Below are 20,924 nucleotides of genomic sequence, written 5' to 3' on the forward strand. Positions count from 1 at the left end.
GTGTGGTGTTGCCGTAACTAACGATGTCGAAACAGAGAAGTAGTGAATTAATGAGGAATGCCACGGGACTCCTCGGCTCATTGTATAACTCACTGGCGGGCCAAGCACCAGCCTACAGCATCGCAGGCGGTGCAGCCCTAATAATGGGTAGCGCATACGCCGCTGCGCCATTGGCAATGCTACTCACGTTACTAGGTGTCCTAGCCATTGTCTATTCAATATTCGTACTAGCCCGCAAATACCCACATGCAGCGAGCTTCTACGCCTACGTAACAAACACGATAAATACCAGGACAGGCTTCATAAACGGAATAATCTACGCAGTGTTTTACAGCATCGTTGCGTCGGTTCGGTGGCAATAGCCTTCGCATACCTAGGCACGGAGTATATACGCAGTAACGGGACACGTGATAAACCCATTAATCCTACTGCCAATACCCATAGTCCTGGCCCTAATACCCGCGGTCCTTGGGATAAGGCCCAGCGTTAGGACCGAAATGACGTTAACGAGCATTGAAATAGCAATCCTATTAATGTTCGTAATACTATCATTCATAACCAACATCAATAAACTCTCAGTACTTCCATTCACGGCACAGGGAACCTTCGCAACAACGCCCACCGGCGTATTGACGGCGCTGTCTGGAGGCCTAATCTTCGCAATAACCTACTTCATGGGCTTTGAGGTTAGTACGCAAATATCCGAGGAGGTTAGGGACCCGAGGAGGAGTGTGCCGACAAGCACGCTGTGGGCCACGGTATTCATGGGAATACTCTACATATTAGTCACATACGCAATACTACTCAACATAGGCTACACACAAAGCGCCATTAATAACTTCGTTAGTATGGCCGAGGGCATGGGCCCGAACCCAGTATACACGTTGATAGAGCATTACCTAGGCACCGCAGGCTTAATACTATTCGCAATAAGTGTTATGCTTAGCGTATTCGGGTGCTACCTAGCCACACTGAATGCAACCGCGAGGATGCTCTATGGAATGGCTAGGGACAGGTTATTACCCGCGTGGCTCGCCGAGACACACCCAAGGTATAAGAGCCCACATAAGGCCCTTTATCTAAGCACTGCCGTGGCAGTACTAACCATTATGCTTGCGTATGTCGCAGCCTACGTGAGCGGTTACGTAAAGCCACTGGAGTTAACCTATAACGCCATGGAGGACGCCTACGCTATCGACTCCCTATACTACGTATTAAGCCTAATACTCGTGGCGATAGGAGCCTGAGACTAACCACTTGGGTGGCAGGATAGCCATAGCAATTGGGATAGCCATACTAGCAATAACCTTCTACTACTCAATAGTGAGCACTTGGTACCTAGTTATACTAATAGCGTCAATAATACTAACAGTAATAGTATCATACACCATAAACCCCAGGATTAGGAAAATAAAAATAACAACATGCCCATACTGCTGATTTATTTTTAACTTTGTTTTAATACCTTACCTCAAACGATTAAGAGTAAGCTAGGTATATTAATGAGGCCGCTATAAACGATACGAAGTAGCTTATGTCAGCGCCACCTAGGGTGTTGGCTACTGGGCCTATGAAGAGTATTAAACCTTCTGTGGCGGCATCTAAGTTCATGAATGGTACCGAGATTAATAGGCCAATTATGTAAGCGAGCAGCGCCTTCCAAATAACCTTCGGCCCGCTCTCCACGAGTTTCCAATCCCTGGTTTTATTCACGTAGAACATCACCAGCAGTATTCCGATCCAAGGCGTTATCCAATAATCTAGGAATAGTAGGAATCCCTCGTAGTAACCCACGAAATTCAGTCCACCGAGTACAGCCATCAATGTACCAACCACCGCGCCAGCCACTAACGCCTGCCACCTCTTTGCCCTATTGTATACTGCCAGGGCGGATAGTGAGTTGGTGTATATGTTGAGGACGTTGGCGGCCAGCGCGCCCAGGAATAGGGCTATCACGCTATTATGGCGTAGGCCATCCCATAACTACCCATGAACTGCACAAGCACGGTTGGTAAGCCACTCGTGTTTCCAGTCGCTGCACTGACGGCGAAGCCACGACCTCACTCCATAGGCTGGCCAGTAGGCCGCCGAGGGCTGCGTAGGTTATTATCTTTAGCCTGCTCGTGCTCTCTGGTAGGTAGCGTGAGTAGTCGCTGGCGTACGGGCCCCACGACATTATGTAGCTGAACACCGTTGCCAGCGCTATTGCGAAGTTGAATGGATTAAACGAGGTGTTCCTAACGTAGGTGCTCAACAGGTGAGGTTTCGATAATGACAGGGCTAGGGAGACGGCGAACATTATCCCAAGTACTATTGATAGTACGTACTCAGACCTGTGTATTATGTCGTAGCCAAAGAGTGCGATTATGAATTGGGTTAGCACGGTTATGAGAATCGCCACATAAAGCGGTATTGCAGGGTCTATGTAATTTATTATGTAACCACCGATTATAGCATTCACGGAGAACCAACCAAGCGTGCTAATCCAATTCGCTATTGCGAAGGTAGGTTGCCTACCCTGCCATAGGCAGCCCTTGAAATCATTATCTGTGGGTAGCCGTAGGTCGGTCCCATGGCTGCTAATAACCCTACCAATAAGCCGCCGAGTACGTTACCAAGTACGAGGCGAGTGCTAGCCAGGGTATTGGTAGGCCAAGCATATATAGTATTGGGCCGAGGGCGTAATCGGCCACGGTCAGGTTGCTTGCGAACCACAATGTGAATTGGTACATGGTCCTACCATGCCTCATCGAGTCTGGTATGTGCTCTATGCCGATTCTTTCTATCATTGATGACATTGAACAGAGGAACAATAAAATAGGGAAGTAAGTGCTATATGGCAAAAATTGCGGTGATACAGTACAGGCCTTGTTAAGTGGGTTAGGCAGAAAATGCCAAATAAAGATTTACACTGAGGATTACGTAACCTGTGTTATTACAGGATCACCTCTCGATACAGATGATAAGTACAGAGTAATTAGTGCCAGGAATAAGGATGCCGCTGATGTTGGCACTTTCATCGGTGACGCCGCAATTTATTTCATAGGGAAAAGGTGCGAATGAGGTATAGCTGTTGGGTTCTCATCCCACGTCATTTGGGTAACTGGTTAGAAATGTTGAGCTAAATGACTTGATTAATGGAGTAATACCTATTAATGCAGCACTTAATAGTATTTCTAGTATTACCTGTGTTCAGAGAGATCTAGACTTAGGGAGTATAATGGCTATGTGCTTTGGTCCTCCATGGGTAATGAAAGCATATGCAATTTGGGTTGGATTGATGACTCTAGGTGAGGACATTAATGGGGCTAGCGTTGGTACGGGTGTTCTGAAGATGAATTGCGGGTTTTGTGAATATGAGGTTATACTAATGATTATAAGCACGTTAGGCTGATCAGAGAGTCGGTCTTTGAGCACCATAGGTGAATTATGGGAATACCTGTCCTGAGGTTATTGGATGGGTTAAGGAGGGATTTGGGTGTGTAGTTGTTGGTGTGCATGAGGATTATGGCTATGCCTATTGTAAGTGAACGGCTTAAAGTTAATTAATTACTCCATACTTGTTGTAGGATAATGATAGAAGTTAACGAGAAGGTTAGTGGCCTAATTTATCAATTAAAAATATATATGCCCATGGACCCTGGTTACGTATTCTCCTACGTGATTAGGGAGGGAAATGATTGCTTGATGATTGACGCAGGTTACCCCAATATGGACCTACTTAACCCATTAATTAATAGGTTGAGGGAAATACCAAACTGCAGGGTAAGTACCTTATTCATTACGCATATGCACATTGATCATACAGGCCTAGCTGATGAGCTGCGTAATAGGCTTAGCCTTAGCGTGGTAATGCATAGGAGGGATTATGAGCAAGTCATGAAGATGATGGACAGGGATTCCTTCGTTAGGGGATTTCTGGAGTTGTCGGAGTATTACGGCGTTCCAAGCACAGAAATGGAACTTTATAGAAACGTTACCAGCAACATATCTGGTAGGAGGAGGATGAATTCGGTAAACCCTGATGTGATTATTGATGGTGAAGAAAATCACATCGGGAGTGTACGGGTATTACTAACGCCGGGTCACTCGCCGGGTCATATTTCAGTCATCCTTAACGAGAAAGGAATAGCATTTACAGGTGACTTAATACTACCCACAATAACTACCCATGTTGGTTTAACACCAATAAATCCAGGTAACCCACTCCTTGAATACCTTAATTCATTAATTAAGATACGTAACATAGGCCTTAAGTGCATATACCCTGGACATGAGGGTGAGATATGTAACGTTAATGCGAGGATAAATGAATTAATCATGCACAGGGTTTCGAGACTCTGCGAAGTACTAAATGCACTAAGGAATGGTGAATTAACGATATTTGAAATAACGAAGAAGCTCAGGTGGATGGATAACAAGGGCTATGTTGATTTAGACCCAATGAATAGGTACATGGCGTTAACGGAGACTGCGGCCCTCGTAAAGTACCTGGAATCAATGGGCATTGTTAAGGCAGGTAATGACTACAAGTACGGAATTACGAGGGATGTCTCCTGCAATATCAGGGAGTTAATACCGCAATTAGGTTAATTAATTCGAAGCTATTAATTTATCGATGGATTTCGGGGAAATCGAGGAATTCATTCTCAGTAAAATTAGGGAGTCGAGACTGCCTGGCCTAAGCATTGGTGTTGTTAGGGACGGCGAGTTGGTTTATGCCAAGGGCTTTGGCTTTAGGGATATTGATAAGGGCTTACCTGCAACGCCACGGACTATCTATGGTATCGGTTCAATAACGAAGTCCTTCACCGCATTAGCAATACTAAGACTTGTTGAGGAGGGCAGGCTGAGCCTTGAGGACCCAGTCGATAAGTACGTACCGATTAAGTTAAACCCAATGGGTACGGTCACGATACACCACCTACTAACACACAGCAGTGGATTACCCGCGCTCGGCTATGCCGAGGCCTACATAAATGGTGTGCTTGGTCTTGACAGTAATTGGCTACCACTGGCAACACCCGAAGATGTGCTGGCGTTCATGAGGAGTGCTGCGGATTGGGCCGTGGCAAGGCCTGGCGAGAGGTTCTTCTACCTTAATGAGGGTTATGTAATACTGGGCTTAATAATCAAGAGAGTTAGTGGTATGCCCTATGAGGACTTCGTTAGGGAGAAAATACTGAAGCCACTTGGCATGGCCAGGACCTACTTCATGGCTGAGGAGGTTCTCAAGGACCCTGAGGTTGCGACACCGTACATAATTGATAGGGAGGGCAAGCACATACCGAGTAAGTTTCCATTCGGCATAACCTCTGATGGCGGATTACTTAGCAATGTCGTTGACATGACCAGGTACGTGTCAATGCTAATCAATAGGGGTGAGCTTAATGGCGTTAGGATGGTGGGTAGGGAGTTGATTGAGACTGCCGAGAGGGGTTACATAGACGTGCCCTGGAAAATCATCGGTGATGAGAAGTACGGCTATGGGCTAATAGTGAGCCAGAACTTCTACGGTAGGAGGTTAGTTGAGCATAGCGGCAATGTGGGTGTCTACACGGCGGATATGGCATACATACCAAGCGAGAAGATGGGGGTTATCATAATGCGAATGCCGAGGGTTATCCACTATCAAAGATGGGGATTTACGTACTAAGCAAGTTGCTTGGTCATGACCCAAGTGAATTAGGGGCATTTATGATTGAGGAGGTGAATAAAAGGCTCGAGGGAGCATACGAAGCGTATGGTGGTACTGTAAAGATCTCAATACAAAGGCAAGGAGACTACCTAGTAATGAAGAGTACAACGAAGTATACTGAGGAAACGACAATACTCGTACCCGATGAGGTAAGAAGGGACTACGCCAGGTTCTACACCCTAGTGAATGGGGCCAAAATACCCGTTGAGTTTTTTTTATTAACGATAATGGGGTTGTCCTTATCTATGAGAGGTTTAAGTTTATAAAACGAGAATGAATAGTGAGGAGATACTTTTGTAGAAAGATTTTTAAAGAACTACGTTATATGGAATTCGTATGATTAGAATAAAGTTTAATATTAACGATAAAAGAATGGACTTTTCGAATGAAAAATACAATGGATATATGTATATGAATTATATTCAAGAATATAGTAAATACTATGTATATATGCGGCGAATACCAATGTAATGGTACTGCTTATTTACTTCATCAATATGTCTTACCTGTGATTGTGGGCAATATAAACAATGTGCCATCCGAGGACGTTTCAAAACTACTTAGGGGTACGAGGGGCTTCTATGTTCAGTGGCTGATAACTAGGGAGCATGGTTCTAAGTATGCGGTCAGGAGGTTCATTGTTAAGCCTGGCGGTGTTATGCCCCTCCATAGTCATAAGTATACTGAGGCTGTTGTAATACTTAAGGGCAAACTCAGGGTTAGGACTGATGAGAAGATTTACGAACTTGGTCCAGGGGACTTCTTCTTCACGGGCCCGTACGAGCCCCATGCGATTGAGAATATTGGTGATGGCGAGGCTGAGTTTATATGCGTGATTTCCTATGAGGATGACATGTCATTGAAGCCTCTGGAGTGATTGAATAGTTTTGAATTTTGTTCTTATTGTTCGTGTTCAAACCGCAAGTTATATAGCAATAATTAGTGTGATGTAGATTATTTGTTGAAAAATAGTTATTAAGAGGTAATTATAACATGCATTCAATGAACCCAATTAATGATTACCTCAAGGACACTATTAAGGATTTACAGGGTGAGAAGGCCTTCACATACCTAGCTAAGGCACGTGAGGTTACCGAGAAGAAGGTATTAAGGTTATTTCATTCGGTATAGGCCAACCTGATATACCAACCTTTGACAATATAATAAGCGCGGCCAAGAGGGCCCTTGATGAAAAATTCACCGGATACACGGAAACCGAGGGGATTAGGGAACTTAGGGAGCCATTGCCGACTACCTTAACTATAGGTACCGCACTAACGTTAGGCCTGATGAGGTCATTGTAACCACTGGAACTAAGACGGCTATTTTCCTAGCCATAGCGGCCTACGTAAGGCCAGGCGATGAGGTGATGATACCAGACCCCACATACCCAGCATATCCAGAGCTCACGAAATTCTTCGGCGGTAAGCCTATCTATGTTTCCATGAGATTTGACCCAGAAGATGGATTTAGGCTAGACTTAGACGCTATTGAGAGTTCAATAACCACGAGGACTAAGGCCATTGTGATAAATAACCCACACAACCCAACGGGCGCCATATTCAGGCCTGAGGAGGTTACCAAACTCCTTGAGATAGCCAGGGACCATAATCTATTGGTTATTGTTGATGAGATATATGACAACTTCGTTTATGAGACAAGCGCATTTAAGAGTGTCCTAGAGCTTGAGCCTGAGTGGAGGAATTACGTGCTCTATACCAATGGCTTTAGTAAGACCTTCTCAATGACTGGTTGGAGGCTTGGTTACCTAGTGGCTAGTAGGGATGTTATTGATCCGATAAGGAAGTTAGCAGCGAACACCTATAGTTGCCCACCGAGCATTGCGCAGAAGGCCGGTGTTGAGGCCCTTAGAAATGAGGCATCCTGGAGGAGTTCCAAGGCCATGATTGAGTTATTCAGGAGGAGGAGGGACGTGATGTATGAGGAGTTGAGGAAGATACCTGGTATCGAGGTTTGGAGGAGTACGGGCGCCTTCTACATGTATCCAAGGGTTAAGAAGATACTCGATAAATTGGGCATGGATGTTGAGAAATTCGCCGATTGGCTACTTGAGAATTACGGAGTCGTCGTACTGCCCGGAACAGCATTCTCAGAAACCCACATGGGCAGGGAATACGTGAGACTTAGCTTTGCACTTGATGAGAAGTTGATTAGGGAGGGTATAGAAAGGATTAGGAAGGCAGTTGAGGGTTAGGGCTTAATTAGCAGGATGTTAATAAATCGAGTATCTGCTCCGTAGACGCTACCTTGAGGTCGTCCATTATGTTAGTTATTATTCTTAGCGTTAAATCATCGCTGGGATTACCAGCCCTACCTCTCATCCCAATGGCATACCTACATGGGTTATCTATGAAATCCTCATTACCATAACCCATCAATAACTCTCTCCTAACCCCTTTACATACTACCCGCATGAGGACATTGTTGCCCTTCACATCATGAATAACGTTACCATATATGGGTGAATACTTCGTATAAACCTCAAACCTAACCTGGACGTAGTTACCCGGGCTTCGGAAAATCGGCCCCTCAACTATTAATGAGTCAAGCAACCCATCATCACTAATTACGAACTCAACGGTCAACTCAAGCTCATGGAACCAAAAATGAACAATTAAACAATCAAACGCGCCCAAATACCTTGAGCACTTAATTCCACCTGAGATGCAATCTTCAACGCCCACGTTAAAGCAATTATCCCTAACCCACTATTTAAACATTAATTGCTCACACGGTACTTTACAAACAGCAAATAACTCACGTTAATAAAAACAAGATTATTCCAAAGAAAACACCAGAGAAATCTTTAAATAAAAGCAAAATTATGAAGAAATCAGAGAAATATAAGGTAGGCCCACTATCGTGGGCTAAAATAAGTACATTTCTTTTCTTTCTTCTTTTTCTCCTCGGCTCAATTATTACGTTGCTTCTGTATTGCATCTATCGTTTTATTTTCTACAAGGGAACAAATACAGTAATATATAGAGACCTATAAAATCTTTATCCAGAGAAGACTAAAAAGATTTAAATTAATCCTCAAGGCATAACCTATCGTATGAGTTATGTGGAAATCGGGCTTGGGGATATCATTGGGATAATTAAGGAGTTGAGGGCACTTAGGGATACACTTAGGAATAGGCTTACCATTAAGGTTCCTAGGGACTATGTCGTTGGTAATGTTGATGTCTTGGCCAGGCCGATGTTCACTGATGGTTTTATTGTTTCATTCAGGGTTGGTCAGCGTGAGTATAGGGTTTGGTGGTCTAACATTGAGGAATCACTGAGGGGAGTGGGCAGTGATTGGGGTGATTATAGGGTCGTGGTTGGTAAGGAGCCATACATTGAGTTTTTAAATATAGACGGCAGCATTGCGGCTAGGGTTAGGATTAATGAGGAATTGATAAGTAGGTTAGACAGCATGTTAAACGCAGCTTTTCTACTCAGTGTTGTGGATTGGTTTATTGAGGATGATGTCAGGAGCATAGCAAACATAGCCAATGTATTCCTACCAGAGGACTACTCAGAGCTAAGGTACATCAGTGACTTTGTGGAGACCGTGCACTCGAAATTAAGTGAGTTGAATATTATCAAGGAGCTTGAGGATGGCGTTAGGAGGATAGAGCTCGAGTGCCACATGAATAACCATAGGAATAGGGAGGTTGTCGAGGTAATACCGGTTGGTAAGTACTACCTATGCCCAGAGTGCTTGAGGAAAGCTGAGAAGTACGTTGACGATGTACTTAACAAGTGGAAGGACGTGAAGATAAAGGTGCCACTCGAGACATGGCAGGGAATACAGAAAAGCATAGAACAAACAAAGGAAATAATAAAGTCAGTAACAGAAACCATATAATATGCCCTTTCCTCCTTCTTAATAGTCCAATCAAAAATCAAACCTATGGTGATACCAATAAAGCCCATGCTTCCACCAGGATTAACTACGAACCTAACAGCAAACATTGCAGTAATTGCTATACAAAATACCTACTTATGAAAAGCTCATGATCCATGGTTTAATGCTCGTCATGAAGTCCCGTAAAATTCAAGCCGAAAATAATACAAACAACATGGAGTGTTACGTGATTGGTGCGGGGGCCGGGATTTGAACCCGGGACCTCCCGGTTATGAGCCATACGCGGGGCTACCACCCCAGGGCGCTCCAACCAGGCTGAGCTACCCCCGCGACTCGTTGTATTTCATTCACTGGTTTAAAAGTATTTTTCTACGGTCGTTTATCCATGCCTCATAGCCTTGGTATTCTCCGCCTCCTTGGTCTTAACGTATATCTTAACATGTACATAATTAGAATAATTAGGATTAGCAGTAGTACGGCCTGTATTGGCATTATGTAGCTGGACTGCGATGTTACTTGCGGATTTTGCATGTTATTTTCGTTATACCATTGCTGTATTATTGCGGTTATTTCCTGAGCTATCTGTGGGTTCTCGATTATTATGCCGAGTTCCCTATTGCTATTTATTGAGTTATAATCGAGGTTCACACTACCCACATACACGTAGTCGCCAACGACTATCGCCTTAGCCGTTAGGTCACTAACCATCACCGCGCCTAACTCATTGACTGCTTCCTCATTCTCTGTGTGTTGTCCAACGAGTATAAGCCTATCATTGTGTGCCAGGATTAGGCTGTACATCCCCGAGGATGTGTAAAGCTCCTCCATAGCCATGTAGAGAGTCCCCGGTTGTCTGAGTAGGTCCTCTAGGTATTCTCCCGAGTTTATTGGTGACATCACAATGCCTGGGTAGTTTATCTGCGTGATTGATTCATTACGGTAATCAGTGAGTATTATCCCGGCGAAGACCTGGGCAATGCTTGAGTTCTCAATCACAAGGTCAATGCCTAGGTCCCTTTCAAAGCCGTAGTAGGTTGGGTTTATTGAGCCTATTATCACGGTATCATTATCTATGACGAAGACCTTACTATGCACATAGTCATAGCCATAATTAAACGAAACATGGGCACCGGAACTAATTAACTCATTAACGGCTGAGTACTCCTCCTCGGGTACCCCGCCATATACATTGCCTGACAAAACCACGTAAACCTCAACACCCCTCTGAGCCAGGCTCGCCAGCTCATTAATAAGAGGTTGATAGGTTAATTCATAAACCTCAGCGTACACGCAACACCTAGCCTCACCAATCACGTTGAGGATATATGTTGAATTCATCGGCGACACGACAATGGAAACCTGACTCGAATTAATGGGTAAAAACCAACTCTGAGCGTAAACCGGCATGGACAGAACCATGACGAACGCAGCAATAATAATGAAAAACCTCATCAGAACTTAACTCTCAATAGCCAAATTTAAGTACTATTACTATTACCAAAAATGCGCAATACCACGTAACGACCAACGAATATGTAAAAGCCCAGAAAAATGCTTTTAAATCAGAGAAAAAACAGCCGAACTGGGCCCGTAGCTCAGCCAGGTAGAGCGGCGGGCTCTTAACCCGTAGGTCTGGGTTCGAATCCCACCGGCCCGCTAAATTTTTACTATTTTACATATTTATTAATGAAGTAAATGAAGCATTGCTTGTAATTATTTCCTGCACTGTACTGTTAACGAAGAAAGGGGTGTATTTTTTTATTAACTGTAATTGGATCTACCATGCCTTTACGTTATTGACCATCCACCATCAACAATTATTAGGTCTCCCGTGATATAACTTGCCTCGTCTGATGCCAGGAATGCGACTACAGATGCTATGTCCTCGGGCTCTGCCAATCTTCCCACTGGTATTATTTGTTCCATCATCTTCACCTGTTCCTCACTGCCTGGTTGCATCGCACCTGGCGTCTTAACGGCACCTGGTGCTATGGCGTTTACTGTTATTCCGTAGCGGGCTAATTCAAGAGCTAGGGCTCTGGTGAAGCCGACAATTCCTGCCTTGGATGCGCTGTAGTGCGTTAGTCCTGCGAAGCCCATGATGTTTCCTGCTATGGATGATATGTTTATTATCCTGCCATACTTCTGCTTAACCATGTAGGGCACAACAGCCCTCGTTACGTTGAATGTACCGTTTAGGTTTATGTTAATTACCCTGTACCAGTCGTCAATCGTCATTTCGAGAAAGGGCTTGAATGGGTATATGCCGGCGTTGTTCACGAGGATGTCGATGCGCCCATACGTGTCATAGACCCTCTTGGCCACGTCCTCAGCCATCCTTGGATCAGTCACGTCGAGCCTCAATGCTATTCCCTGGCCGCTTAGGTTCCTTATCTCGTTGAGGATTTCATTCTCCTTGCCTGTTATATCCGTGACAACGACGGTAGCGCCATCCTTTGCTAATCTCAGGGCTATGCTCCTCCCAATTCCCTGACCGGCCCCCGTGACTATTGCGACCCTATTCTTTAGTGTGGGCATAATCTAAGTTAACAATTAGTTATATATAAATTTTACTTATATTTGAATCATAATGGAGTTAAGTAATTAATTAACTTATATTGGAGGTAAATATAATCCTTTATAGGTAATTAAATATAGTTGACTGTCATGAATTTAATTTTAGTCATCAACGAAACACCGCTTGGTGCGATTTGTAGGTATTTAGTCTCGTAAATATGCGAACATTGAGAGTAGGTAATTTAAATGATGCGTTATTTTTGTCGTAATTGGTTAATATGCGTGTTGTTGAGGTTCGTAATTTAGTAAAGGTTTATAATAATAACGTGAGGGCCTTGATGATGTTTCGTTGAGTGTTGATGAGGGTGAGATCTTTGCAATGCTTGGTCCTAATGGTGCTGGTAAGACCACGCTTATGAGGGTACTGACGACGCAGATAAGGCCAACCTCCGGCTCTGCTTATGTAATGGGTTATGATGTGGTTAGGGAGGGTGATAAGGTTAGGAGGGTTATTGGTTATGTTCCTCAGGAGTTCAGTATTTGGATAGATTTGACTGGTTATGAGAACCTACTCATTTACTCGAAGGTTTATGGAGTGACAGGCAATGAGGCACGTAGGAGAATTAGGGAGGTTCTGGAGTTCATGGATTTAATGGATGCTGCAAACAGGTTGGTTAGTACGTACTCGGGCGGTATGATTAGGAGGTTGGAGATTGCCGCTGCGTTGATCATAGAGCCCGAGGTTTTATTCCTGGATGAACCAACCGTGGGCCTGGATCCAGCGGCTAGGAGACTTGTGTGGGAGAAGTTAATTACGTTTAACAAGGAAAGGGGCATTACCATTTTCTTCAATTCCCATTATATGGATGAGGTAGAGTTGTATGCTAGAAGAGCCGCATTGCTTAATAGGGGTAAGGTTATTGCGCAGGGTACTATTGATGAGTTGAGAGGTTCCGTTAGTAATGACGTTATTGAATTTTTAGTTAGTAATGCTGAATTAACTGTGAAGGTATTAAAGGAGGTTAGTAATGGTATTGCGGATGTTAGTTTTGTTGATGAGAGCATTGTCAGGGTTATGGTGAGGGATGCAGATGAGTCCTTGCCTACGTTAATAAATGTTATTTCTAATCATGGCATATCGATAAGGAGAGTATCGGTGTATAAGCCATCACTTGATGATGTATTCCTGAAATATGTCGGAAGGAGAATCGGTGAGGTTGAGAGTAAGGTGAGCGAATTAAGAGCTGTTAGGAGGGCTGTAATGAGGGGTTGAGTATGGGTAGCTATATTAGCGCTATTCTTGCTTTTATGGAGCTTGAGGCACGTAGGATAAAATACAATAGGACTGAGCTCTACACAAGGGCTGTTCAGCCAATACTTTGGCTTGTTGTCTTTGGCCCAGTAATGGCTAGGGTTAGGGCATTACCCACCAATGGTATTCCCTACGTTGCATTCATAACGCCTGGCGTAATTATGCAGTCCGTGACCTTCGTATCCATATTCTATGGCTTAACAATAGTTTGGGAAAGGGAGTCCGGAATTTTGAAGAAACTATTGACAATGCCAGTCTCCCGAATGTCCATTGTACTTGGCAGGTCCTCCGCATCAATAATTAGGGCCTTATTCCAATTTGCAATAATAACGCCAATAGCCATAGCGTTAGGCGTCAGAGTTAAGTCTAATCCAATTTACTTAATGCTTTCATTATTCATAGTGGTGATTACCGCAGTTGGATTTTCAGCATTCTCAATATGGATCGCCACTTACATGAAGACTAGGGAGAGGTTTATGGGGATTGGGCAGGCAATAACCATGCCGCTCTTCTTCGCAAGCAATGCCATATATCCAATAAGTATCATGCCTACGCCGATTAAGGTTATAGTACTTATAAATCCATTAACCTATGCTGTTGATGCTCTAAGGAAAACAATGATAATAGGTGTCCTCAATGGATTAGCAACTGATTTATTGGCCTTAACAATATTCGTAGTTTTATTCATTGTATTAGCATCTTCTGAATTTAAGAGAATAATTGAATGAGATGACGGAATACGCTTAGAAATGTATAGATATGAATAATTAATATATCAATTTGATTTAAATCCGTAATGCTGATTTAATTTATTGCTTTTTGATTATATTATTAAACATTAAAATGTTTTTATTATTCTACATTTGACGTGAAATACTGTTTATTATTCACTTGAATATCATAAAGACTGGTGATAGTATGGGTGGTAAACAGAAGAGGATGGCGGTTTCCGTGTTCTCAGGCAGTGTGGATAGGTTGACTGGTTTGGCTATACTTGTTTCTGGTGCGGTGGCCATGGGTATGGAGGTTGAATTATTCCTACAGTTGTGGGGAGCATATGCATTTAGGAAGGACGTTATTCAGAGAAACACGAACTTCAGTGAATTTCAGAACCTAAGTTCTGAGGTTGCTAGAAGGTTGCAGGAATTGAGATTACCGTCATGGTTTGATTTATTGAGGGAGACCAAGAAGACGGGCAACCTAAAGATCTATGTATGCTCGACGGCAGCCAACATATGGAATGCCAAGAAGGAGGATTTCGTTGACTTAGTCGATGACATAATAGGTGCGGGTGAGTGGGTAGATAAGATGTCTGAGGCTGACATAACACTCTTTGTGTAGGTGATGGGCATGAGTGAGACAAGGGGTGAATTAAGTCCGGAGGAGCTTAGGAAGCTCAAGCCGAGCAAGACTGTGGATGCCAGAGGTATGTCATGCCCTGGCCCCTTACTTGCTGCGAAGCAGGCAATAACGGAGGTGCCAATTGGGGGTATACTTGAGGTTCTTTCATCAGATCCAGGCACGAAGAGAGACCTACCTCTCTGGGCTAGGAAGATGGGTCATGTATACCTAGGAACAATAGAGGAACCGGGTTACTGGAGAATATTCGTAAAGAGAATGAAATAATGGGTGGGTGATATGGATGGTTCTTAAAAAAATTAAATCCACAAATTCTTATTTTTACAACAAACATAATCTCAGACCCGGGAGTATGCTCCGCTGGTTTAATGCACCTGAGTTATCCTGCGCAGACCACGATGATTAGGGTTCCATGTTCGTCAATGATAAGCCTGAGTGGATATTACTGGCGTTCGAGAGTGGTTTTGATGGAGTTTTTGTGGCTGCTGATGGTACGGATTGTCCATACTTAAGGGATTGCACAGATAGAACTGCGAAGCATATTAGGGAGGCCCAGGAGCTAATGAGCAATAAGGTATAGAGCCTGAGAGGGTTAAGATGGCTGCCATTTGTTCAGTATGCGGTGAGGCCTTCGTTAGGTTAGTGAATGACTTCTATTCCAGGTTAATAGAATTAGGTCCAATTAAGGTGAGGACATGGGAAATGACTTATCACAGAAAATTCTTGAGAGAGCAGAATTAATCCAGGGCTCTTTCGAGTATGACGTGGTGGTTATTGGTGGTGGTATTGCCGGTATGGAGGCCTCACTTAACCTGGCCGAGATGGGGTTTAAGGTATTACTTGTCGAGAAGGAACCTACCATTGGAGGTAAGATGTTCCTGCTAAGTAAGGTGTTTCCGACACTTGACTGTGCAAGTTGCATTTCAACTCCTAAAATGGCTGCCGTGGCTCATCATCCAAACATAGATTTATGGACATACTCCGAGGTCACTAGGATTGATGTTAAGGGTAAAGGTGACTTCGAGATTACTGTATTAAGAAAGCCGAGATTCGTTAATGAGGACTTATGCACAGGTTGTGGTACATGCGAGGAGGTTTGTCCTGTGGTTTTGCCTAAAGAGTATGATTATGGCCTTAGGGGAAGAAAGGCTGCATATATTCCATTCGATACTGCTGTACCGAAGAAGGCTGTAATTGATATAAATAATTGCATATTCTGTGGACAGTGCGAAAGAGCATGCCCTGCTGGTGCTATTGACTTCGCACAAAAACCTAGGATATATAAGATCAAGGCACATGCAATAATAATAGCGACTGGGTATAGATTATTCCCTGCAGAAAGGAAGGAGCAGTATGGTTATGGTAAGATCCCGAATGCGATAACCGCAATGCAGATGGAGAGGTTATTATCGCCAACAAGGCCATTCAACTCAGTGCTTAGGCCATCGGATGGTAAGGAACCAAGTAGTATTGGGTACGTACTTTGCGTTGGCTCTAGGGATAAGACGGTTGGTAACCCAAGGTGCTCCCAGGTTTGTTGCATGTACTCAATAAAGCAGGCCCAGTTAATCCTTGGCGCATTACCGCTAGCTGATGTGACTATTTACTGCATGGATATAAGGGCTTATGGTAAGGGTTTCGAGGAGTTTTACCAGAAGGCAAGGGCTATGGGTGTTAAGTTCGTGCGTGGTAGAGTAGCTAAGATTGAGGGGCTATCCAACGGTAATGTCAGGGTGATTTATGAAGATATCGATGAAGGCAGGGTGAAGTCAGCAGAACACGACTTAGTGGTTCTATCGGTGGGTCTATTACCAAATAATGATGAGGTTCTTTCAAAGGTTCATGGTGCAAAAATAACCGTAGACGAATTAGGGTTTATAGTAACTAATCCATCAACACCAACGCAAACAAATGTGGAGGGTATATTCGCGGCAGGTTGCGCAACAGGTCCTAAGGACATTCCTGATACCATACTAGAAGCGGCATCGGCCGCAGCGAGGTGTGCGGCTTATCTAAAATCGCTTAAGCAGGAGAGGATGATACCAGTAGAGGTGATTAGCAATGGAAAGAAGCGATAAGATTAGGATTGGTGTATATGTATGCCATTGCGGTGGTAATATTTCTGACGTTGTTAATGTAAAGAGGGTTGTTGATGAGGTACGTAATGAGAAGGGTGTAGTTGTTGCCAGGGATTTCATGTTTATGTGCTCTGAGGCTGGTCAGAAGTTGATTGAGGATGATATAAGGAGTGGTAGGGTAAATGCTGTTGTTGTTGCTTCGTGTTCTCCAAGGCTTCATGAGACAACATTTAGGGCCGCAATAGCGAGAGCTGGTGGTAACCCGTACATGTATTACCATGTTGATATTAGGGAGGAGTGTTCGTGGGTTCATGAGAACGATAAGGAGGAGGCTACAAATAAGGCAGTAAGACAGGTTAAGGCAGCAATAGCGTATCTAAGGCATGCCGAACCCCTCAACAGGATTAGGGTGAATTGTGAGCGTTCAGTGCTCGTAATTGGTGGTGGTATTGCTGGGTTAAGGACGACACTGGACTTGGCTGAGTCGGGACTTACGGTATACCTTGTTGAACGTGCTCCATTTCTTGGCGGTAATGCTGCCAAAATAGGCAACATTAAGGTATTTCCATACGAAAAAAACAGCTATCGACGTAGTGAGGGAGTTAATAGAGAGACTTAGGAATATGAGTAATGTAGCTATATATACTAATGCCGAGGTAGAAAACGTGTCTGGTTATGTGGGTAACTTCGATGTTACCATTAGGGTGAATCCACGCTATTTCAAAGGCAAGCCTAATGAACGAGAAGTTGAGGAACTTAGAAAGATATGCCGAGAAAGACCAGGGATGAGTTCAGTTACGGGGTCTCTGAGAGAACTGCAATAATGTTTCCTCCATTCAATGGTACTTACCCTGAGATACCGGCGATAGACATGGCATTATGTGATAAATGCGGCCTATGTACTAAGGTGAGTGATAAGATTGATCTCTCTCAGGAACCACAGATTGTTCATCTAAAGGTTGGCGCAATAGTTGTAGCCACTGGGTTTAAGCCGTATAAGCCTGAAAAGGGTGAGTATGGGTATGGCTTACCTGGCGTAATTACGCTTCAGGAGTTGGTGGGCATGATCAATAAGTACGGTGATGTGGTTATTAATGGTAGGAGACCGAGGAGCATAGCCTTTATCTATTGTGTAGGGAGTAGGCAGAGAAGGGTAGAGGGTAGGAAGGCGAATGAGTATTGCTCTAGGTACTGCTGCATAGCTGCATTGGACGTCGCGGTGGCCATTAAGGAGCTCCTGAAGGATGTCAAAATATACCATGTAGTTAGGGACGTTAGGTCTTACGGGATAAATGAGTTATTATTTGAGGAGGCCGGTAGGCAGGGACAGGTTATCATAAAGTATGATGTTGATGAGGGCGAGCCGCAGGTCACATACATTAATGGTAAGCCCATTGTTAAGGTTAAGGATGTTTTGACCGAGCACATGGAATTAGAACTGCCCGTTGATTTAGTGGTTCTTGTCACGGGAATGGAGCCGTCTGACGGTACTGTGAATATTGCAGAGAAATTGAAGATATCCAGGGGCACTGATGGTTTTCTCCAGGAGGTTCATCCTAAGCTTAGGCCTGTGGAGACCATGTTGAGTGGAATATTTATTGCAGGTACTGCACAGGCACCGCGTGGTGTTGGTGAGACCTTGGCATCGGCATCAGCAGCTGCGGCAAAGGCCATGTCGCTGGTCCTTAAGGGATATACCGAGCTAGAACCCTTCGTTGCCTTTGTCGACCAAGATAGATGCAGGGGCTCTGGGCTATGTGTGAGTGAATGTCCGTACGGCGCTATCGTAATTAAGGAATATGCAGGCAGTAAGAAGGCATGGGTGAACGAAGCACTTTGTAAAGGTTGTGGAGCCTGTGTGGCCGTGTGTCCAAGTGGCGCTATTCAACTTAGGGGTCTCAGGAATGTACAGATTGAGGATATGATAAGGGCAGCAGGTGGTGCTCATGACTAGGAGGGAACTCTCAATGGATAAATTAAAGAGGGAATTAGGGATTCAGCCACCTAAGGAACTTACGGAGTACGTTAGGGAAATAACGACCATAAGAAGTAAGATAGTTAATTGCTTAAGAAGGGATGGGGAACTAACTGTTAAAGAGATTTCCTCAAAGACGGGATTGCCCGAGGACATAGTCTTTTGGCATCTCATGACCATGTTTAAGTACGGCTTAGTGGAACCAACTGAAAAGACCGATGATGGCTATTATAGGTATAGATTGAGGGGTGAGGCCCATGGCTAAGGTAAATCCTAAACTAATAGATGAGCTAAAGGAACTTGGGGCATTTAATATATCTGCCTGCTATAGCTGTGGTGTTTGTACGGCGACTTGTCCCTTAGCCAGGAGGGGCATGAATTTCCGAGGAAGATAATAAGGTACGCAATCCTTGGTCTTGAGGATAAGCTAATTTCAAGTACTGAGCTGGCTGTGTTACTACTGCGGTGAGTGCACAGAATCATGTCCAAGAGGTGCAGATCCAGCTGGTTTTATGATGGCCGTTAGGAGGTATTTAACGACACGTTATGATTTCACAGGCTTCTCAAGAAGATTCTATAGGTCAAAAGTAGTGGAGTTCATCTCGACAATCCTCCTCTTCGCTATTACAGTACTCGGCGTATACTTCGTACACGGACCAATCATCCTCACAAGGGTAGATCTAGATTCCTTCCTGCCGCCGCATATCGTGGAGATGGGCGATATAGCAATACTGGTGGTGCTTTCTGCCCTATTATTAACCAATGTTTATAGGATGTATAGATTCACAGTTGCGGCTAGGGATATATCCTTCATAACGTATATAAGGGAGCTAATAAGGACAATAGTGCCTCACTTCCTTACGCAAGTCAGGATGTTGAAGTGCAATAGAAATACCTTAAACTGGATAATGCATATACTAATTGTTTATGGATATGCAACTATATTCGTATTCGTAATAGTATTCCTGGACCTATTCCAAACAAACACCCTTTACCCAATATACAATCCGATAAGGCTCGGTGGATACATAGCATCAGCGGCATTGCTTGTTGGCGCTGGCTATGCTATTTATGGTCGTTTAAGGAAGAACGCAGTAATGAGGCAGTACTCCCACTCCACAGATTGGTTCTTCCTAACCCTATTATACCTCGTGGTGATCACAGGCGTGCTTGTTGATGTGTTTAAATACCTGGGTCTACCCATAGAAACTTACATAGCATATACGGTGCATCTCGGTTTCGTAACACCACTATTAGTGTTGGAGGTACCCTTCGCAAAATGGTCACACCTGGCATATAGGCCATTTGCCATATACTTCACAAGGATCAATGACTTAGCCAAGACAAAGGTCATGCGAACCACGGCATAATTTAATTAAAAACTATTGATTTTCTTCAATTGCTAAATATTAGCCGCCAAGTATTCTTCATCTGTTGGGTCCATCATCACCTCTTAATTTAGAATTCATACGTAAATTTTTAATTTTAAGTGCTAATGAGAATTATTAATGCTTCATCAGTTCTATGACTTTGTACTTGGAATGGTATTTGGTTTCTTCCTCGCAGTTCCTCCTGGTCCCATGAATGCGTTAATTGCTGCTGAGCTACGCGTTCGCCAATTCATGGTACCAGTGTTGGTCTTGGGGCTATGTCCGCAGATGGCATTCTCATGGTTATTACGTACTTCTTCTCCAGGGTTTTGGGGCACTACGTGTATTACCTATACTTCATTGGTTTTGCAGTTATGATGTACTTAGCTATATCGATACTTAAGTCCACATTTTCACCCAGGAATACCAGCAGTAATAGGTCTCCATTTCTTAATTACTTCATGGGCGTTTCCATGGGATTAACAAATCCCTACCAGGTTTTTTTGGTGGCTTACAGCAGGTCTTTCCTTCATGAGCGTCTTTGGCATTTTCAGTGTGGTTGGTTTGTTCACGGCGATACTTATTTGGGTTTTCGTGTTTCCATACGCTGTTTATGTTGGTAAGGTTTATGGTGGTTCTAAGGTTGATTTTGTGGTAAAACTTGTTTCAGCATTGGGTATTATTACGTTTGCTGTTTACATAATTATACGTGCACTGCTTTATTTCATGTAGAGGTAAGTT

28 protein-coding genes, 2 tRNA genes and 2 pseudogenes are annotated in these 20,924 nt (G+C 43.8%); 24 read left to right on the forward strand and 8 right to left on the reverse strand.

The window, feature by feature from the left end:
- Positions 1-176: 176 nt before the first annotated feature.
- Positions 177-1,247: pseudogene (locus JCM16159_RS01905) on the forward strand (APC family permease).
- Between the two features lie 10 nt (positions 1,248-1,257).
- Positions 1,258-1,440: a hypothetical protein gene (locus JCM16159_RS13550; RefSeq protein ID WP_243665571.1), complete on the forward strand. Its 183-nt coding sequence runs from the start codon at positions 1,258-1,260 to the stop codon at positions 1,438-1,440.
- A gap of 39 nt (positions 1,441-1,479) precedes the next feature.
- Here the strand turns inward: JCM16159_RS13550 and JCM16159_RS13555 are convergent, their stop codons facing one another.
- Genes JCM16159_RS13555 through JCM16159_RS13565 form a run of 4 tightly spaced genes read right to left on the reverse strand, consistent with a single transcriptional unit; the run spans position 1,480 to position 2,798 of the window.
- Entirely contained in the window at positions 1,480-1,956 is a 477-nt protein-coding gene (locus tag JCM16159_RS13555) for a hypothetical protein (RefSeq protein WP_243665572.1), read from the reverse strand.
- Between the two features lie 4 nt (positions 1,957-1,960).
- Positions 1,961-2,461, reverse strand: coding sequence for a cytosine permease (locus JCM16159_RS13560; RefSeq protein ID WP_367834208.1), 501 nt, complete (start codon positions 2,459-2,461; stop codon positions 1,961-1,963).
- A gap of 32 nt (positions 2,462-2,493) precedes the next feature.
- Positions 2,494-2,574, reverse strand: coding sequence for a hypothetical protein (locus JCM16159_RS18245; RefSeq protein ID WP_367834228.1), 81 nt, complete (start codon positions 2,572-2,574; stop codon positions 2,494-2,496).
- A 14-nt stretch (positions 2,575-2,588) separates the two neighbouring features.
- Positions 2,589-2,798 (reverse strand): hypothetical protein, encoded by a 210-nt coding sequence (locus JCM16159_RS13565; RefSeq protein ID WP_243665573.1) that lies wholly within the window; start codon positions 2,796-2,798, stop codon positions 2,589-2,591.
- 31 nt (positions 2,799-2,829) lie between these two features.
- On the opposite strand from JCM16159_RS13565, the gene JCM16159_RS01915 reads away from it, so the two are divergent.
- From JCM16159_RS01915 to JCM16159_RS01935, 8 genes are all read left to right on the forward strand, one after another.
- Complete coding sequence (locus tag JCM16159_RS01915; RefSeq protein WP_054856788.1) at positions 2,830-3,063, forward strand: hypothetical protein; 234 nt, start codon at positions 2,830-2,832, stop codon at positions 3,061-3,063.
- A 67-nt stretch (positions 3,064-3,130) separates the two neighbouring features.
- Positions 3,131-3,394, forward strand: coding sequence for a hypothetical protein (locus JCM16159_RS13570; RefSeq protein ID WP_243665574.1), 264 nt, complete (start codon positions 3,131-3,133; stop codon positions 3,392-3,394).
- A 179-nt stretch (positions 3,395-3,573) separates the two neighbouring features.
- Complete coding sequence (locus JCM16159_RS01920) at positions 3,574-4,593, forward strand: MBL fold metallo-hydrolase (protein ID WP_054856789.1); 1,020 nt, start codon at positions 3,574-3,576, stop codon at positions 4,591-4,593.
- Between the two features lie 25 nt (positions 4,594-4,618).
- The gene (locus JCM16159_RS01925; RefSeq protein ID WP_243665575.1) at positions 4,619-5,656 is read left to right on the forward strand and encodes a serine hydrolase; all 1,038 of its coding nucleotides are present in this window, start codon (positions 4,619-4,621) and stop codon (positions 5,654-5,656) included.
- Positions 5,638-5,964, forward strand: a complete 327-nt coding sequence (locus JCM16159_RS13575; RefSeq protein ID WP_243665576.1) for a hypothetical protein — start codon at positions 5,638-5,640, stop codon at positions 5,962-5,964. Before JCM16159_RS01925 ends, JCM16159_RS13575 begins: the two co-directional genes overlap by 19 nt.
- 242 nt (positions 5,965-6,206) lie before the next feature.
- The gene (locus JCM16159_RS01930) at positions 6,207-6,575 is read left to right on the forward strand and encodes a cupin domain-containing protein (protein WP_054856790.1); all 369 of its coding nucleotides are present in this window, start codon (positions 6,207-6,209) and stop codon (positions 6,573-6,575) included.
- A gap of 125 nt (positions 6,576-6,700) precedes the next feature.
- Positions 6,701-6,829 (forward strand): hypothetical protein, encoded by a 129-nt coding sequence (locus JCM16159_RS18250; protein WP_367834209.1) that lies wholly within the window; start codon positions 6,701-6,703, stop codon positions 6,827-6,829.
- Between the two features lie 166 nt (positions 6,830-6,995).
- Positions 6,996-7,913: a pyridoxal phosphate-dependent aminotransferase gene (locus JCM16159_RS01935; protein ID WP_243665695.1), complete on the forward strand. Its 918-nt coding sequence runs from the start codon at positions 6,996-6,998 to the stop codon at positions 7,911-7,913.
- A 7-nt stretch (positions 7,914-7,920) separates the two neighbouring features.
- On the opposite strand, the gene JCM16159_RS01940 is transcribed toward JCM16159_RS01935, so the two are convergent.
- Positions 7,921-8,403, reverse strand: a complete 483-nt coding sequence (locus tag JCM16159_RS01940; protein WP_243665577.1) for a hypothetical protein — start codon at positions 8,401-8,403, stop codon at positions 7,921-7,923.
- A 371-nt stretch (positions 8,404-8,774) separates the two neighbouring features.
- Between JCM16159_RS01940 and JCM16159_RS01945 the strand changes: the two genes are divergently transcribed.
- Positions 8,775-9,572: a hypothetical protein gene (locus tag JCM16159_RS01945; RefSeq protein ID WP_054856791.1), complete on the forward strand. Its 798-nt coding sequence runs from the start codon at positions 8,775-8,777 to the stop codon at positions 9,570-9,572.
- A 231-nt stretch (positions 9,573-9,803) separates the two neighbouring features.
- Here the strand turns inward: JCM16159_RS01945 and JCM16159_RS01950 are convergent.
- Both JCM16159_RS01950 and JCM16159_RS01955 read right to left on the reverse strand, forming a co-directional pair.
- Positions 9,804-9,902: transfer RNA gene (locus tag JCM16159_RS01950), tRNA-Met, on the reverse strand.
- Between the two features lie 60 nt (positions 9,903-9,962).
- A complete protein-coding gene (locus JCM16159_RS01955; protein ID WP_054856792.1) occupies positions 9,963-11,024 on the reverse strand; it encodes a phosphatidylserine/phosphatidylglycerophosphate/cardiolipin synthase family protein in 1,062 nt (353 codons plus the stop codon).
- A gap of 132 nt (positions 11,025-11,156) precedes the next feature.
- On the opposite strand from JCM16159_RS01955, the gene JCM16159_RS01960 reads away from it, so the two are divergent.
- Positions 11,157-11,228, forward strand: a tRNA-Lys gene (locus JCM16159_RS01960).
- A 132-nt stretch (positions 11,229-11,360) separates the two neighbouring features.
- On the opposite strand, the gene JCM16159_RS01965 is transcribed toward JCM16159_RS01960, so the two are convergent.
- Positions 11,361-12,110, reverse strand: coding sequence for an SDR family NAD(P)-dependent oxidoreductase (locus tag JCM16159_RS01965; RefSeq protein ID WP_054856793.1), 750 nt, complete (start codon positions 12,108-12,110; stop codon positions 11,361-11,363).
- Positions 12,111-12,438: 328 nt separating this feature from the next.
- On the opposite strand from JCM16159_RS01965, the gene JCM16159_RS01970 reads away from it, so the two are divergent.
- The 12 genes and pseudogenes from JCM16159_RS01970 (at position 12,439) to JCM16159_RS13585 (ending at position 20,915) form a co-directional block, all read left to right on the forward strand.
- Positions 12,439-13,362, forward strand: a complete 924-nt coding sequence (locus JCM16159_RS01970) for an ATP-binding cassette domain-containing protein (protein ID WP_243665578.1) — start codon at positions 12,439-12,441, stop codon at positions 13,360-13,362.
- 2 nt (positions 13,363-13,364) lie between these two features.
- A complete protein-coding gene (locus JCM16159_RS01975; protein WP_054856794.1) occupies positions 13,365-14,129 on the forward strand; it encodes an ABC transporter permease in 765 nt (254 codons plus the stop codon).
- A gap of 190 nt (positions 14,130-14,319) precedes the next feature.
- A complete protein-coding gene (locus JCM16159_RS01980; RefSeq protein ID WP_243665579.1) occupies positions 14,320-14,742 on the forward strand; it encodes a DsrE/DsrF/DrsH-like family protein in 423 nt (140 codons plus the stop codon).
- 9 nt (positions 14,743-14,751) lie between these two features.
- Entirely contained in the window at positions 14,752-15,027 is a 276-nt protein-coding gene (locus tag JCM16159_RS01985; RefSeq protein ID WP_054856898.1) for a sulfurtransferase TusA family protein, read from the forward strand.
- 101 nt (positions 15,028-15,128) lie between these two features.
- A pseudogene (locus JCM16159_RS13580) lies at positions 15,129-15,340 on the forward strand (hydrogenase iron-sulfur subunit).
- Positions 15,341-15,455: 115 nt separating this feature from the next.
- Positions 15,456-16,838: a CoB--CoM heterodisulfide reductase iron-sulfur subunit A family protein gene (locus JCM16159_RS01995; RefSeq protein ID WP_054856795.1), complete on the forward strand. Its 1,383-nt coding sequence runs from the start codon at positions 15,456-15,458 to the stop codon at positions 16,836-16,838.
- The gene (locus JCM16159_RS02000; RefSeq protein WP_054856796.1) at positions 16,822-17,457 is read left to right on the forward strand and encodes an FAD-dependent oxidoreductase; all 636 of its coding nucleotides are present in this window, start codon (positions 16,822-16,824) and stop codon (positions 17,455-17,457) included. The genes JCM16159_RS01995 and JCM16159_RS02000 overlap by 17 nt, the downstream gene beginning before the upstream one ends.
- Positions 17,458-17,604: 147 nt before the next feature.
- Entirely contained in the window at positions 17,605-18,792 is a 1,188-nt protein-coding gene (locus tag JCM16159_RS02005) for a 4Fe-4S binding protein (RefSeq protein WP_054856797.1), read from the forward strand.
- Positions 18,785-19,078 carry an ArsR family transcriptional regulator gene (locus JCM16159_RS02010; RefSeq protein ID WP_054856798.1) on the forward strand — a complete coding sequence of 98 codons (294 nt, stop codon included), beginning with the start codon at positions 18,785-18,787 and terminating at the stop codon, positions 19,076-19,078. Before JCM16159_RS02005 ends, JCM16159_RS02010 begins: the two co-directional genes overlap by 8 nt.
- A gap of 247 nt (positions 19,079-19,325) precedes the next feature.
- The gene (locus JCM16159_RS02015; protein WP_243665581.1) at positions 19,326-20,183 is read left to right on the forward strand and encodes a hypothetical protein; all 858 of its coding nucleotides are present in this window, start codon (positions 19,326-19,328) and stop codon (positions 20,181-20,183) included.
- 299 nt (positions 20,184-20,482) lie between these two features.
- Positions 20,483-20,806 (forward strand): hypothetical protein, encoded by a 324-nt coding sequence (locus tag JCM16159_RS18255; RefSeq protein ID WP_367834229.1) that lies wholly within the window; start codon positions 20,483-20,485, stop codon positions 20,804-20,806.
- The gene (locus JCM16159_RS13585; protein WP_243665582.1) at positions 20,715-20,915 is read left to right on the forward strand and encodes a hypothetical protein; all 201 of its coding nucleotides are present in this window, start codon (positions 20,715-20,717) and stop codon (positions 20,913-20,915) included. Before JCM16159_RS18255 ends, JCM16159_RS13585 begins: the two co-directional genes overlap by 92 nt.
- Positions 20,916-20,924: the final 9 nt, after the last annotated feature.

The sequence above is a fragment of the Vulcanisaeta sp. JCM 16159 genome (assembly GCF_001316265.1).
Classification (GTDB): domain Archaea; phylum Thermoproteota; class Thermoprotei; order Thermoproteales; family Thermocladiaceae; genus Vulcanisaeta.